We start from the raw sequence: 15,227 nt of genomic DNA, 5'->3' as shown, positions 1-15,227 counted from the left end.
GGTGTGCAGGGGGAAATCCCCCTGCACACACGCTAGCCGATTTCTCTGCGTTGCCAGGTGATTAAATTTGCGCGATTAAACCCGCGACCACACTCACCACAGCTGAGTACCTTCTTGGGTTCCCGGAACCGGAAGTGTTCATGGCCTCGCGGGCACGTTCCGAGCCACGGAGCAAGTTCATTGGCAGCGCTGCCGTCGTGGGTGCGCTTGCCGTCATAACCCAGGTCGTAGGCAATCTTTTTCCAGGTCGGTCCATGACCTGCTCGGGGGCCGGCAATGGCATGGGCGACTTCATGCAGCAAAATCTGGTGCACTTCATCATCTTCATACTTGGCAGCGAGGTGCCTCGAGACGGTGATGCGCTTGTCGGTGAAATTACACAGACCAGCTCGCGTGCGGGCATGGTCAAAGCCAAAACTCCAGATGGTCGGATCCAAGTGCAAGCGGATGAGGGCATCCGCCCACGTGGTCACACGATCGAGATCTGCCACAACTACTTCTTGGAAATCTGGAAGAGCGTCTTATTAGGGGTGGGACTTGGGATGGCAGTGGTGTCCAACACAATCGGAGCGTTGGCAATGAACTGCTTCATCTCCGCACCTTCTACGGCCTTGGCAGGATGCGGACCACCGGCCAGAAGCCTGGGCAACCAGTGTCCAATGGACTCATCGCCACTGCCGACCAGAACGACATTTCCAAAGCGACGCCCCTTGAGCACTTGCGTCTCTGCCAGAGCAATGACATTGGGAAGAACAGCCTGCAGCGTGGCAGCCTGGCCTCGGGCAAAAGCCAGCCCTGGCCCATCGGCCACATTCACAATGAGCACTCCGCTGGGGGAGAGCAGCTTTGCTGCTTCCGTGTAGAACTCAACTGAGGTCACATGGGCGGGAGTCCGAGCACCACTAAAGACATCCACGATGACGACGTCGACATTGCCGTGAAGTCCGGTGGGCAGTTTGCCCATGACTTCGCGGGCGTCGCCGTAACGAATACGGATATTGGCATTGCGCTGTAAAGGAAGGTGTTCGCGGACGAAGTCGATCAGGTCTTGCTCGAGTTCAACAACTTGCTGCCGGGAACCAGGACGGGTTGCCTCAATGTAACGGGGGAGAGTGAGTGCTCCGCCGCCTAGGTGAACAGCGGTGATGGGCTGGCCAGGAGCAGAAACTTGGTCCAGCACATGGCCGATACGGCGGATGTATTCGAAGAACAGCTCACCGGGATCATCAACAAAGACGTGAGATTGAGGTGTTCCATCCACTTCGAGGATGAAAGCTCCATCTTGATAGGGGTCTGGCTCGATGGTGGCGCGCAATCCAGAAGATTTGAGCGTGATGGCTGGTTTTTCTGCCATAGCCACTCACCACCTACAAATCTGAACTAGACACAGACCCGCAAGCCGTTATAGAGTTGTTATTTGCGCTCGAAGTTTTGTCATGCCCTCATATTGCGGTGGGGTGACAGTTTCTGAAACTTGCAGATAACTCTGCGGGTTGCCCCACTTTAGCGGGATTTTCGAGTTCGCAAAACATCCCACACCAACCGAAACCATGATGGTCCGACGGGACCCACGGAGGTTATTTCCTTGGCTGCTGCGCGCAACGCAAAAGACACCAAGTCCATTAAGAACGGCCGTACCGCATCGCGCCTGTCGTTCGCGAAGATCACAGACACGCTCACTGTCCCCGATCTGCTGGCACTTCAAACCGAGAGCTTTGACTGGCTCGTCGGTAACGAGCACTGGCAGAAGCGTTTGGCAGAGGCGAAGAAGGAAGGCCGTCAGGACCTCCCTTCGCGTACTGGTCTAGAAGAGATCTTTGAAGAGATCTCTCCCATCGAGAACCTCGATGAGACCATGCAGCTGTCCTTCACTAACCCTTATCTCGAGCCTGAGAAGTACTCGATCTTCGAGTGCAAGGAGCGTGGCAAGACCTACGCTGCTCCTCTCTACGTCGAGGCAGAGTTCATGAACCACGTCACGGGTGAAATCAAGACCCAGACCGTGTTCATGGGTGACTTCCCACTGATGACCCCCAAGGGAACCTTCATCATCAACGGCACCGAGCGTGTTGTTGTTTCTCAGCTGGTTCGTTCACCTGGAGTGTACTTCGACCGCGAGCAGGAAAAGACCTCTGACAAGGACGTCTACTCCGCACGCATCATCCCAAGCCGTGGTGCTTGGCTCGAATTCGAAATCGACAAGCGTGACGCTGTTGGTGTTCGTATTGACCGTAAGCGCAAGCAGTCCGTCACCATCTTCCTCAAGGCGCTGGGTATGACCAGCGAAGAGATCGCAACCGAGTTCGCTGGTTACGACTCCATCCTGCAGACCTTGGAAAAGGACACCATCCTCACCAAGGAAGATGCGCTCCGCGACATCTACCGCAAGCTCCGTCCAGGAGAGCAGGTTGCTGCTGAGGCTGCACGTGCACTTCTCGACAACTTCTTCTTCAGCCACAAGCGTTACGACCTGGCCAAGGTTGGTCGTTACAAGATCAACCGCAAGCTCGGTCTTGAAGCTCCGCTGACTGACTCCGTACTTTCTGTTGCAGACATCATCGCAACCATCAAGTACTTGGTCGCACTGCACAACGACGAGAAGACCTTCACCGGTCTTCGCGAAGGCAAGAAGGCAGAGATTCGTCTCGACGTAGACGACATCGACCACTTCGGTAACCGTCGTATCCGTGCCGTGGGTGAGCTCATCCAGAACCAGGTTCGTACCGGTCTTTCCCGTATGGAGCGCGTCGTTCGCGAGCGTATGACCACTCAGGACATTGAGGCAATTACCCCTCAGACCCTGATCAACGTGCGTCCCGTTGTCGCAGCTATCAAGGAGTTCTTCGGTACTTCTCAGCTGTCACAGTTCATGGACCAGAACAACCCTCTCGCCGGCCTGACCCACAAGCGTCGTCTTTCGGCGCTGGGCCCCGGTGGTCTGTCGCGTGAGCGTGCAGGTGTTGAGGTTCGTGACGTTCACTCGTCCCACTACGGACGTATGTGCCCCATTGAAACTCCTGAAGGTCCCAACATTGGTCTGATTGGTTCGCTCGCATCGTTCGCGCGTATCAACGCCTTTGGTTTCATTGAGACCCCGTACCGCCGCGTCGTCAAGGGCAAGGTAACCGAGAACATCGATTACCTCACCGCTTCGGAAGAAGATGACTTCGTTGTTGCACAGGCCAACGCACCTCTTACCAAGGACAGCCACTTCGCTGAAGAGCGCGTGCTCGTCCGTCGTAAGGGTGGAGAGGTTGAACTCGTTCCTGCCGCTGAGGTGGACTACATGGACGTTTCTCCTCGCCAGATGGTTTCTGTCGGTACTTCGCTGATTCCATTCCTCGAGCACGACGATGCTAACCGCGCACTCATGGGTGCCAACATGCAGCGTCAGGCTGTGCCACTGCTGCGCAGCGAAAGCCCACTGGTTGGTACCGGTATGGAAAACTTCGCCGCTATCGATGCTGGTGACGTTATCCTCACCAACAAGGCCGGTGTCGTTTCTGAGGTTTCGGCTGATGTCGTCACCGTTCAGCTCGACGAAGGTGGAACCGAGGATTACTTCCTCCGTAAGTTCGACCGTTCGAACCAGGGAACCAGCTACAACCACCGTGTCATCGTGACCGCTGGTGAGCGTGTTGAGGTTGGCCAGGTCATCGCTGATGGTCCTGCCACCGAGAACGGTGAACTGGCTCTGGGTAAGAACCTCCTCGTGGCATTCATGCCGTGGGAAGGTCACAACTTCGAGGACGCGATCATCCTGTCGCAGCGTCTCGTGCAGGACGACGTCCTTTCTTCGATTCACATCGAGGAATATGACGTTGATGCACGAGACACCAAGCTGGGTAAGGAAGAGATCACTCGCGACCTCCCCAACGTGTCCCCTGAACTCATCGCTAACCTCGATGAGCGCGGCATCATTCGCATCGGTGCAGAGGTTCGCCCCGGCGACATCCTCGTCGGTAAGGTCACTCCTAAGGGTGAGACCGAGCTTTCTGCCGAAGAGCGTCTGCTCCGCGCCATCTTCAACGAGAAGAGCCGCGAAGTTCGCGACACCTCGCTGAAGGTTCCTCACGGTGAGTCCGGAACCATCATTGGTGTGAAGGTATTCGACGCAGTGAACGACGAAGACGAGCTCGGCTCGGGCGTCAACCAGCGCGTTGTTGTCTACATCGCCCAGAAGCGTAAGATCACCGAAGGTGACAAGCTCGCTGGACGTCACGGAAACAAGGGTGTTATCGCCAAGATTCTCCCTGTTGAAGACATGCCATTCCTCGAAGACGGTACCCCCGTTGACGTGGTTCTCAACCCGCTCGGTATCCCCGGTCGTATGAACTTCGGTCAGGTCCTTGAGACCCACCTTGGTTGGATTGCGAAGCAGGGTTGGAAGGTTGACGGCTCACCTGAGTGGGCAGCACACCTTCCTGCAGAAGCACACGAGGCTGCCCCTGGCACCAAGGTTGCTACTCCTGTATTCGACGGCGCTCTCGAGGACGAAATCGCGGGTCTGCTTGACTCCACGATTCCTACTCGTGACGGTGACCGCCTCATCGGCTCTTCCGGTAAGGCAAACCTCTTCGATGGCCGTTCGGGTGAACCATTCCCTGAGCCCATCTCGGTTGGTTACATGTACATCCTGAAGCTGCACCACCTTGTCGATGACAAGATTCACGCACGTTCAACGGGTCCTTACTCGATGATCACGCAGCAGCCTCTTGGTGGTAAGGCACAGTTCGGTGGACAGCGATTCGGTGAGATGGAGGTGTGGGCACTGGAAGCTTATGGTGCCGCTTACGCACTCCAGGAACTCCTCACCATCAAGTCCGACGACATCGTGGGCCGCGTCAAGGTTTACGAAGCCATCGTCAAGGGCGAGAACATCCAGGAACCCGGTATCCCCGAGTCGTTCCGCGTTCTCATGAAGGAAATGCAGTCCCTCGGTCTCAACGTTGAAGTTCTCAACGAAGCTGGCGATGTCGTCAGCCTCCGCGACAACGACGATGAGGCATACCGCGCAGCTGAAGAGCTCGGTATCAACATCTCAACCCGTTTCGAGTCTTCGTCTATCGACGAGATCTAAACGCCAGTCAGACACTTAAGAATCTAAGAAAAGAGTTAAATTGCTCGACGCAACCGCTTTTGACAAGCTTCGTATCGGTCTGGCCACTGCTGACGACATTCGTCGTTGGTCGTTTGGTGAGGTCAAGAAGCCCGAAACAATCAACTACCGTACCCTCAAGCCTGAGAAGGACGGCCTCTTTGGTGAGCAGATCTTCGGACCTTCTCGCGACTGGGAATGCTCCTGTGGCAAGTACAAGCGTGTCCGCTTTAAGGGCATCGTGTGTGAGCGCTGTGGCGTAGAGGTCACCAAGTCATCCGTGCGCCGTGAGCGCATGGGTCACATTGAGTTGGCCGCTCCCGTTACTCACATCTGGTACTTCAAGGGCGTTCCTAGCCGCTTGGGTTACCTGCTGGACATGGCTCCCAAGGACCTCGAGAAGGTCATCTACTTCGCTGCCTACATGGTTATCGACGTAGACGAAGAGGGTCGTCACTCTGACATGCCAGGTCTGGAGAACGAGCTTCGTCTCGAGCTCAAGACCCTGGGTGACCAGCGCGACTCTCGCATTGCTGACCGCATGCAGCGTCTCGAGAACGACCTTGCTGCTCTCGAAGCAGAAGGCGCTAAGGCAGACCAGAAGCGTCGTGCGAAGGACGTAGCTGAGAAGGAAATGTCTCAGATCCGTAAGTCCATCGACGAAGAAATCGCTCGCCTCGAGCGCGTCTGGGATGACTTCCGCAACCTCAAGGTCGGCGACCTCAAGCCTGAAGACGCTGTCTTCAACGAGCTGGTAGACCGCTACGGCCTGTACTTCGAAGCATTCATGGGTGCAGAAGCAATCAAGAAGCGCCTCGAAACCTTCGACCTCGCAGGAGAAGCTGAATCGCTTCGCCTCGAGATCACCGAGGGCAAGGGTGCAAAGAAGATCCGTGCGATCAAGCGCCTCAAGGTTGTTTCCTCCTTCCTCAACACCGGCACCTCGCCTGCAGCGATGGTTCTCGATGTTGTTCCCGTTATCCCACCAGAGCTGCGCCCCATGGTTCAGCTGGACGGTGGACGCTTTGCGACCTCTGACCTCAACGACCTGTACCGTCGTGTGATCAACCGCAACAACCGTCTCCGTCGCCTCCTTGACCTTGGTGCTCCCGAGATCATCGTGAACAACGAGAAGCGCATGCTTCAGGAAGCTGTTGACGCACTGTTCGACAACGGTCGTCGTGGTCGCCCCGTTACCGGTACCGGTAACCGTGCGCTCAAGTCGCTGTCAGACATGCTCAAGGGTAAGCAGGGTCGTTTCCGTCAGAACCTGCTCGGAAAGCGCGTGGACTACTCGGGCCGTTCGGTCATCATCGTGGGTCCTCAGCTCAAGCTGCACCAGTGTGGTCTGCCTAAGCAGATGGCACTCGAGCTGTTCAAGCCATTCGTAATCAAGCGTCTGATCGACCTGAGCCACGCTCAGAACATCAAGAGCGCAAAGCGCATGGTTGAGCGTAGCCGTCCCCAGGTGTGGGATGTTCTCGAAGAGATCATCCGCGAGCGTCCAGTTCTGCTGAACCGCGCACCAACTCTTCACCGCCTCGGTATTCAGGCATTCGAACCTCAGCTCATTGAAGGTAAGGCTATTCAGCTTCACCCTCTCGTCTGTGCTGCGTTCAACGCTGACTTCGACGGTGACCAGATGGCTGTTCACCTTCCACTCTCGGTTGAGGCTCAGGCCGAAGCTCGCATCTTGATGCTTGCTTCGAACAACATCCTCAAGCCTTCGGATGGTCGCCCCGTGACCCTGCCTACGCAGGACATGATCATTGGTCTGCACCACCTCACCACCGTGAAGGAAGGTGCTACCGGTGAAGGTCGCGCATTCTCTTCCGTTTCTGAGGCAATCCTCGCTCACGACCAGCACTCGCTGGACCTCAACGCCATGGCACGCATTCGTCTGAATGATGTTGTCTTCGGTGAGGGTGAAGCACCTGAGGGTTACGTAGACGGTCCTGTTATCGTCAACACCACTCTGGGTCAGGCACTGTTCAACGAGGCTCTGCCCGCTGACTACCCCTACATCCAGAAGGTTGCTGACAAGGGCACCATCTCCGGCATCGTCAACGACCTTGCTGAGCGCTACCCCAAGACCACGGTTGCTGCCACCCTTGACAACATCAAGGATGCTGGTTTCCACTGGGCTACTCGCTCGGGTGTCACCGTTGCACTCTCCGATGTTCTGACTCCTCCTAACAAGCGCGAAATCGTTGCTGGTTACGAGAAGTTGGCTGCGAAGGTTCAGTCTGAGTTCGAGAAGGGCATGATCACTGACAACGAACGTCGTCAGGAACTGATCAAGATCTGGACCGACGCTACTGCTGAAGTTGCTGAAGCTATGCAGAAGAACTTCCCTGCAAACAACACCATTAACCGCATGGTCACCTCTGGTGCACGTGGTAACTGGCTGCAGGTCCGCAACATTGCGGGTATGCGTGGTCTGGTGAACAACCCTAAGGGTGAAATTATCCCTCGTCCGATCATCTCGTCGTACCGTGAAGGTCTCTCCGTTGTGGAGTACTTCATCGCGACCCACGGTGCTCGTAAGGGTCTGGCTGACACCGCTCTGCGTACTGCAGACTCCGGTTACCTCACTCGTCGTCTCGTCGACGTATCGCAGGATGTCATCATCCGCGAAGAGGACTGTGGCACCACTAAGGGTCTCGACCTGCCTATCGCTGCCGCTAACGCAGCCGGTGAGCTCGTTCGTGACGCCAACGTGGAGAACTCCATCTACGCACGTAGCCTCGCTGCTGACGCAGTCGACGCAAAGGGCACCGTCATCGCCAAGGCTGGCGACGACGCAGGTGACGTTCTGATCGACACTCTCATCGCTGCCGGCATCAACGAGGTCAAGGTCCGTTCGGTCCTGACCTGTGAGTCTGCAACCGGTGTATGTGCTGCCTGCTACGGCCGTTCACTTGCTACCGGCAAGCTCGTCGACATCGGTGAAGCCGTCGGTATCATCGCTGCACAGTCGATTGGTGAACCTGGTACTCAGCTCACCATGCGTACCTTCCACACTGGTGGATCCGCATCGGCTGATGACATCACACAGGGTCTGCCTCGTGTTCAGGAGCTCTTCGAAGCACGTACCCCTAAGGGTGCATCGCCTATCGCTGAGACTGCTGGTCGCATCACCATCGAAGAGACCGACAAGAGCCGTAAGGTAATCCTCACACCAGACAATGGTGACGAGGCTGTTATCTACCCCGTGCTCAAGCGTTCGACTCTCCTCGTATCTGATGGTGACCACGTTGAACTCGGTCAGCAGCTCCAGGTTGGAACCGTTGACCCCAAGGAAGTTCTGCGAGTACAGGGCGTTCGCGCCGTACAGCAGCACCTCGTTGGTGGCGTCCAGGGCGTGTACCGCTCGCAGGGTGTACCTATCCACGACAAGCACATTGAGGTCATCGTTCGTCAGATGCTCCGCAAGGTAACTGTTGTTGAGCACGGTGACACTGACCTGCTTCCTGGAGAGCTCGTAGATCGTTCTCGTTACACCGAGATGAACCGCGCTGCTCTCACAGAAGGCAAGAAGACTGCTTCGGCTCGTCAGGAAGTCCTCGGTATTACCAAGGCTTCGCTGGCTACCGAGTCATGGCTGTCGGCTGCCTCCTTCCAGGAGACCACTCGTGTTCTCACCCAGGCTGCGATGGACGGCAAGTCCGATCCTCTCGTTGGCCTCAAGGAGAACGTCATCATCGGTAAGCTCATCCCCGCCGGAACCGGTCTTGCGAAGTACCGCAACATCTCGGTTGAGGCGACGGAAGAAGCTAAGGCTGAACGCTACCCCAACCGCATCTTCGCGGCTGAGGGTGACTTCACCGACGCTGACCTGAGCTTCGTCGACTTCGAGTCTTTCTCGTCGGATGACTTCTCGGGTAACTACAACTAAGTAGGAACTTACTCGTTACCGAGTTTGTGACTCGCGAAAGCCCCGCCACTTGGCGGGGCTTTCGTCGTTATACGCTGGGCGCATCATGAGTGATCCCACAACCGAGCACCCCGAGTTCTTCAAGCCTGCACCCGAGGAAGAGCCTCAAGGTCTGGGTTTTGCTGGGGTAAACGTTTCGCAGACCACGGAAGATGCCCCTGCGGTTGAGGCTGCGCCCAGCAACCGCACCACCGGTGCCCTAGTTGCCCTCTTGGGCGGCGTGCTCTTTGCCGTTCTCTATGCCCTGGCTGCCTGGGGTTATAGCGCTGCTGCCTGGATGTATGGGGACTCCTCTGAAGGAACGAGTGCTGCGGTCTTTATTCAGGACCGCACCATTGCCTTCTTGACCACTCCTGTTTACTGGCTCACGGCGATTGCCTTCACGCTCTACTTCGTAATTCTCGCGATCCTCATCAACAAGGGCCACTGGCGCACCTTCGTGCTCTGGGGTCTGGTTGTCGCCATCTTGACCTATGCAACCGCTATTGGTGCAGGTCTGCTCACGGTTCGCGCCTGGACGCTGACATTCAGCGAAGCCATTGAGTTTATGTGGCACGGAATTGCCTTCAACCCGGTGGTTTTGGTCGCTGTGGTGCTCTCTCGTGAGATCCCCATCTGGTTTGGTGGCTGGATCGCAGTCAAGGGTCGCAAGCTGCGCGATGCACCTGAAGTGGCTGAGTAGGCAAACTGCCGTTTGACCCCGCCGGGTAGCTGAGATAAGCTTTTGCCTTGGTGCGTTTTGCGTGCCAGAAACACCTTAAGGGTCTACCCACTTTCAACAGTGGTGAACCCCCACGGCATATCTGTCAGAAATGACTTCACGCTCGTGAAGTCGCGGCAGATGTTTAGCTAAATCGTTTAGCGGCTGTCACCGTGCAGTTTTATCAAGGAGTAAATAGTGCCAACTATTAACCAGTTGGTTCGTAAGGGACGTTCGCCCAAGGTCACCAAGACCAAGGCACCCGCCCTCAAGTCGAACCCTCAACAGCGTGGAGTATGCACCCGTGTGTACACCACCACCCCCAAGAAGCCCAACTCGGCTCTTCGTAAGGTTGCTCGTGTCAAGCTCAGCAACGGTACTGAAGTAACCGCCTACATCCCAGGTGAAGGTCACAACCTCCAGGAGCACTCGATGGTGCTCGTTCGCGGTGGTCGTGTAAAGGACCTCCCCGGTGTTCGCTACAAGATCATCCGTGGCGCACTCGACACCCAGGCTGTTAAGAACCGTAAGCAGGCTCGTAGCCGCTACGGAGCGAAGATGGAGAAGAAGTAATGCCTCGTAAAGGTCCCGCTCCTAAGCGTCCCGTTGTCGCCGATCCCGTATACGGCGCCCCCATTGTCACCCAGCTCGTCAACAAGATTCTTCTTGATGGCAAGAAGGGTCTCGCAGAGCGCATCGTTTATGGTGCACTCGAAGGTGTAACCGCAAAGACTGGTGCAGATGCAGTAGTAACTCTCAAGAAGGCACTCGACAACGTGCGCCCCACCCTTGAGGTTCGCTCTCGCCGTGTTGGTGGTTCGACCTACCAGGTCCCCGTTGAGGTTAAGCCTCACCGTGCAAACACCCTCGCACTGCGTTGGTTGACCAGCTACGCAAAGGCTCGTCGCGAAAAGACCATGACCGAGCGTCTCATGAACGAGATTCTCGATGCATCGAACGGTCTTGGCGCAGCAGTCAAGCGTCGTGAAGACACCCACAAGATGGCCGAGTCGAACAAGGCCTTCGCTCACTACCGCTGGTAGTCCGAGCCAAACCCTGTTCACTAACTATTTCGGAGGAATCCTGTGGCTCAAGAAGCCCTCACTGACCTAAACAAGGTCCGCAACATCGGCATCATGGCTCACATTGATGCTGGAAAGACCACTACCACTGAGCGAATCCTGTTCTACACCGGTGTAAACCACAAGATCGGTGAAACTCACGATGGTGCGTCAACCATGGACTGGATGGCACAGGAGCAGGAGCGTGGTATCACGATTACTTCTGCTGCTACCACCTGTTTCTGGAACAAGAACCAGATCAACATCATTGACACCCCCGGTCACGTTGACTTCACCGTGGAGGTGGAGCGTTCGCTCCGCGTTCTCGACGGTGCTGTTGCCGTGTTCGATGGTAAAGAAGGTGTTGAGCCTCAGTCTGAGACCGTATGGCGTCAGGCTGACAAGTACGACGTTCCTCGTATCTGCTTCGTTAACAAGATGGACAAGCTGGGTGCTGACTTCTACTTCACCGTAGACACCATCATCAAGCGTCTGGGCGCTAAGCCACTTGTTATCCAGCTTCCTATCGGTTTCGAGAACACCTTCGAAGGTGTTGTTGACCTGGTAGAGATGCGTGCACTCACCTGGCGTGGAGACGCAAAGGGTGACGTGGAAATGGGTGCCAAGTACGACATCGAAGAGATCCCTGCGGACCTCGTCGACAAGGCAAACGAATACCGCGCTGCACTGATCGAAGCTGTTGCTGAAGGTGACGACGAGCTCCTCGAGCGTTACATGGAAGGCGACACCGACTTCTCGGTGGCAGAAATCAAGAAGGTCATCCGCAAGATGGTTATCGCTTCTGAGATCTACCCCGTGCTTTGTGGTTCTGCTTTCAAGAACCGTGGTGTTCAGCCCATGCTTGACGCTGTTGTTGACTACCTCCCCAGCCCACTCGACGTTGCCGCAACTCAGGGCCACGACGTGCGTGATGAGGAAAAGGTCATCGAGCGTAAGCCTGATGCTTCTGAGCCTTTCGCAGCTCTCGCGTTCAAGGTTGCCGTTCACCCCTTCTTCGGTCGTCTCACCTACACCCGTGTTTACTCGGGTAAGGCAGAGTCCGGTGCTCAGGTGCTCAACGCAACTAAGGACAAGAAGGAACGTATCGGCAAGATCTTCCAGATGCACGCCAACAAGGAAATCCCTGTTGACATCATGTCTGCTGGTCACATCTACGCCGTGATCGGTCTGAAGGACACCACCACTGGTGACACCCTCTGCGATCCTGCAAACCCCATTGTTCTTGAGTCCATGAGCTTCCCCGAGCCTGTTATCTCGGTTGCTATTGAGCCCAAGACCAAGGCTGACCAGGAGAAGCTGGGTACTGCTATCCAGAAGCTTGCTGAAGAAGACCCCACCTTCCGCGTAGAGCAGGACCAGGAAACTGGTCAGACTGTTATCTCCGGAATGGGTGAGCTTCACCTCGACATCCTCGTTGACCGTATGCGTCGCGAGTTCAATGTTGAGGCCAACGTGGGTAAGCCTCAGGTTGCCTACCGTGAGACCATCCGTCGCACTGTAGACAAGCACGACTACACCCACAAGAAGCAGACCGGTGGTTCAGGTCAGTTCGCAAAGGTCCAGATCTCGCTCGAGCCTCTCGCAGTAGAGGGCGACAAGATCTACGAATTCTCAAACCAGGTAACTGGTGGACGTATTCCTCGTGAATACATTCCATCGGTAGACGCCGGGTTCCAGGCCTCCATGGCAGTCGGCGTTCTCGCTGGCTACCCCATGGTCGGCGTCAAGGGCATCCTCCTCGATGGTGCCTACCACGACGTTGACTCATCGGAAATGGCCTTCAAGCTTGCAGGCTCAATGGCCTTCAAGGAGGCGGCCCGAAAGGCTGACCCCGTTCTTCTCGAGCCACTTATGGCTGTTGAAGTTCGTACTCCAGAGGAGTACATGGGCGATGTTATCGGTGACCTCAACTCTCGCCGTGGACAAATTCAGTCCATGGAAGATGCAACGGGTGTCAAGGTCGTTAGCGCCCTTGTCCCCCTGTCGGAGATGTTCGGATACGTCGGTGATCTGCGGTCTAAGACCTCAGGTCGCGCTGTGTACTCGATGACTTTCGACAGCTACGCCGAGGTCCCGAAGGCTGTCGCCGACGAGATCGTCCAGAAAAACAAGGGCGAGTAATCTCGTCTCTTGTGAGTTCAGTAAAATAATCCAAACCCTGTAGTTTCCAACCGGAAGCTACTCGAATGTCCTAGGAGGACCCCGTGGCTAAGGCCAAATTCGAGCGCAACAAGCCTCACGTAAACATCGGTACCATCGGACACGTTGACCACGGTAAGACCACTCTTACCGCAGCGATCTCCAAGGTTCTCGCTGACACCTACCCATCCGCAACCAACGTTCAGCGCGACTTCGCGTCGATCGACTCCGCTCCTGAAGAGCGTCAGCGCGGTATTACCATCAACATCTCGCACGTTGAGTACGAGACCCCCAAGCGTCACTACGCACACGTTGACGCACCTGGCCACGCCGACTACATCAAGAACATGATTACCGGTGCTGCTCAGATGGATGGCGCAATCCTCGTGGTTGCTGCTACTGACGGTCCTATGGCTCAGACTCGCGAGCACGTTCTGCTCGCAAAGCAGGTTGGTGTTCCTTACCTCCTCGTTGCTCTGAACAAGTCCGACATGGTTGACGACGAAGAAATCCTTGAGCTCGTTGAGCTCGAGGTTCGTGAACTCCTCTCCAGCCAGGGCTTCGATGGCGACAACGCTCCTGTTGTTCGCGTATCCGGCCTCAAGGCTCTCGAGGGTGACGCAAAGTGGACCCAGTCGATCTTGGACCTGATGGAAGCTGTTGACGCTTCTGTTCCAGACCCAATCCGCGACAAGGACAAGCCATTCCTCATGCCCGTTGAGGACGTCTTCACGATCACTGGTCGTGGAACCGTTGTTACCGGCCGTGCAGAGCGTGGAACCCTCGCGATCAACTCTGAAATCGAAATCGTTGGTATTCGTCCCACTCAGAAGACCACCGTTACCGGTATCGAGATGTTCCACAAGCAGCTCGACGAAGCTTGGGCTGGCGAGAACTGTGGTCTTCTTCTTCGCGGTACCAAGCGTGAAGATGTTGAGCGCGGTCAGGTTATCGTAAAGCCTGGTTCCGTTACTCCTCACACCAACTTCGAAGGAACTGCCTACATCCTTTCCAAGGATGAGGGTGGACGTCACAACCCATTCTTCGGAAACTACCGTCCTCAGTTCTACTTCCGTACCACTGACGTGACCGGCGTTATCACCTTGCCTGAGGGCAAGGAAATGGTTATGCCTGGTGACACCACTGACATGACCGTTGAGCTGATTCAGCCCATCGCCATGGAAGAGGGCCTCGGCTTCGCTATCCGTGAGGGTGGTCGTACCGTAGGTGCTGGTACCGTAACCAAGATCATCAAGTAATTTCACTATTACTGATCGGAATGCCCCGGCCTATGGCCGGGGCATTCTTCGTTAACGGCTAGATTTATGGGTGTGAGTGTGAAGCGGAAACAGGTGGCCGGCTGGAGTGCCGTGGCCCTCATCTCGCTCACCGTGATTATCTTGATCGCTCAGTGGTCCAGGACTATTCCTGAGGTTGCCGTCTTCATTTCGTACTATCGAGGAACCACCGCGCTCCCAGAGGGAGCTCCTGTGGGCTTACCTGCCTGGCTTGGCTGGCAACACTTCCTCAACATGTTCTTCCTGTTGCTCATCATTCGCACCGGTTGGATCATTCGTTCTAAGAAGCGTCCCCCCGCTTTCTGGACTCGCAACGATGAGGGCATCCTGAAATACACCGGCCCTGCACAGCGCATGGGCATCTATCACTGGTTCCACCTGTGCCTGGATTTCTTGTGGGTGCTCAACGGAATTGCCTTTATGGTGCTGTTGTTTGCCACGGGTCAGTGGATGCGTATCGTTCCTACCTCCTGGGACATCTTCCCCAATGCTGCGTCGGCAGCTCTGCAGTATGCGTCGCTGCGGTGGCCCATGGAGAACGCCTGGGTGAACTACAACAGCCTGCAGGTTCTCGCCTACTTCGTCACGGTGTTCATCGCGGCACCCATTGCTATCAAGACCGGTCTGCGCTTGTCACCCATCTGGCCTAAGCAGGGCTGGTTGCACCGCGTCTTCCCTGAAGACCTTGCGCGCAAGCTGCATGTGTTGGTCTTGTTCTACTTCTTCATCTTCATCGTGGCTCACGTCACCTTGGTCTTCACCACCGGTGCTCTTCGGAACCTCAACATGATGTTTGCGGCCAATGACGGAACGTCATGGCTGGGTGCAGGCATCTTTGGTCTGGCTGTGGTGGTCATGGTGGTGGGCTGGTTACTGGCTAAGCCCAGCATCTTGAAGCCGATTGCTCGCTTGTCTGGAAAAGTCCAGGGTTAAACCCTTCCCCGTGAGCGGAAGCTCATGTGCAGGGAATTGT

The 15,227-nt window shown here is 56.0% G+C and carries 10 protein-coding genes; 8 read left to right on the top strand and 2 right to left on the bottom strand.

Annotated features, from left to right (window positions below; all coding sequences use genetic code 11):
• Nucleotides 1-32 precede the first annotated feature (32 nt).
• Together M2118_RS03315 and M2118_RS03310 are read right to left on the bottom strand one after the other, a co-directional pair.
• Complete coding sequence (locus M2118_RS03315) at nucleotides 33-491, bottom strand: SprT-like domain-containing protein (protein WP_280794535.1); 459 nt, start codon at nucleotides 489-491, stop codon at nucleotides 33-35.
• A 2-nt stretch (nucleotides 492-493) separates the two neighbouring features.
• Nucleotides 494-1,354 carry a spermidine synthase gene (locus tag M2118_RS03310; protein ID WP_280794534.1) on the bottom strand — a complete coding sequence of 287 codons (861 nt, stop codon included), beginning with the start codon at nucleotides 1,352-1,354 and terminating at the stop codon, nucleotides 494-496.
• A 231-nt stretch (nucleotides 1,355-1,585) separates the two neighbouring features.
• On the opposite strand from M2118_RS03310, the gene rpoB reads away from it, so the two are divergent.
• From rpoB to M2118_RS03270, 8 genes are all read left to right on the top strand, one after another.
• Nucleotides 1,586-5,080, top strand: a complete 3,495-nt coding sequence (rpoB, locus tag M2118_RS03305) for a DNA-directed RNA polymerase subunit beta (RefSeq protein ID WP_280794533.1) — start codon at nucleotides 1,586-1,588, stop codon at nucleotides 5,078-5,080.
• A gap of 40 nt (nucleotides 5,081-5,120) precedes the next feature.
• Nucleotides 5,121-8,996, top strand: a complete 3,876-nt coding sequence (gene rpoC, locus M2118_RS03300; RefSeq protein WP_280794532.1) for a DNA-directed RNA polymerase subunit beta' — start codon at nucleotides 5,121-5,123, stop codon at nucleotides 8,994-8,996.
• A gap of 85 nt (nucleotides 8,997-9,081) precedes the next feature.
• Nucleotides 9,082-9,717 carry a hypothetical protein gene (locus tag M2118_RS03295; RefSeq protein WP_280794531.1) on the top strand — a complete coding sequence of 212 codons (636 nt, stop codon included), beginning with the start codon at nucleotides 9,082-9,084 and terminating at the stop codon, nucleotides 9,715-9,717.
• 216 nt (nucleotides 9,718-9,933) lie between these two features.
• Entirely contained in the window at nucleotides 9,934-10,308 is a 375-nt protein-coding gene (gene rpsL, locus M2118_RS03290) for a 30S ribosomal protein S12 (RefSeq protein ID WP_182485235.1), read from the top strand.
• Nucleotides 10,308-10,778 carry a 30S ribosomal protein S7 gene (gene rpsG / locus M2118_RS03285; protein ID WP_096382567.1) on the top strand — a complete coding sequence of 157 codons (471 nt, stop codon included), beginning with the start codon at nucleotides 10,308-10,310 and terminating at the stop codon, nucleotides 10,776-10,778. Before rpsL ends, rpsG begins: the two co-directional genes overlap by 1 nt.
• Nucleotides 10,779-10,820: 42 nt before the next feature.
• Complete coding sequence (gene fusA, locus M2118_RS03280; protein ID WP_280794530.1) at nucleotides 10,821-12,938, top strand: elongation factor G; 2,118 nt, start codon at nucleotides 10,821-10,823, stop codon at nucleotides 12,936-12,938.
• Nucleotides 12,939-13,021: 83 nt separating this feature from the next.
• Complete coding sequence (gene tuf / locus M2118_RS03275) at nucleotides 13,022-14,215, top strand: elongation factor Tu (protein ID WP_280794529.1); 1,194 nt, start codon at nucleotides 13,022-13,024, stop codon at nucleotides 14,213-14,215.
• 66 nt (nucleotides 14,216-14,281) lie between these two features.
• Nucleotides 14,282-15,187, top strand: a complete 906-nt coding sequence (locus M2118_RS03270; RefSeq protein ID WP_280794528.1) for a cytochrome b/b6 domain-containing protein — start codon at nucleotides 14,282-14,284, stop codon at nucleotides 15,185-15,187.
• Nucleotides 15,188-15,227: the final 40 nt, after the last annotated feature.

Origin of the sequence: Aurantimicrobium minutum (genome assembly GCF_029892845.1) — a bacterium.
GTDB classification, from domain to species: Bacteria; Actinomycetota; Actinomycetes; order Actinomycetales; family Microbacteriaceae; genus Aurantimicrobium; species Aurantimicrobium minutum_B.
The sequence above is the reverse complement of the archived record's forward strand: the minus strand, read 5'-3'. Positions and strand labels throughout refer to the sequence as shown.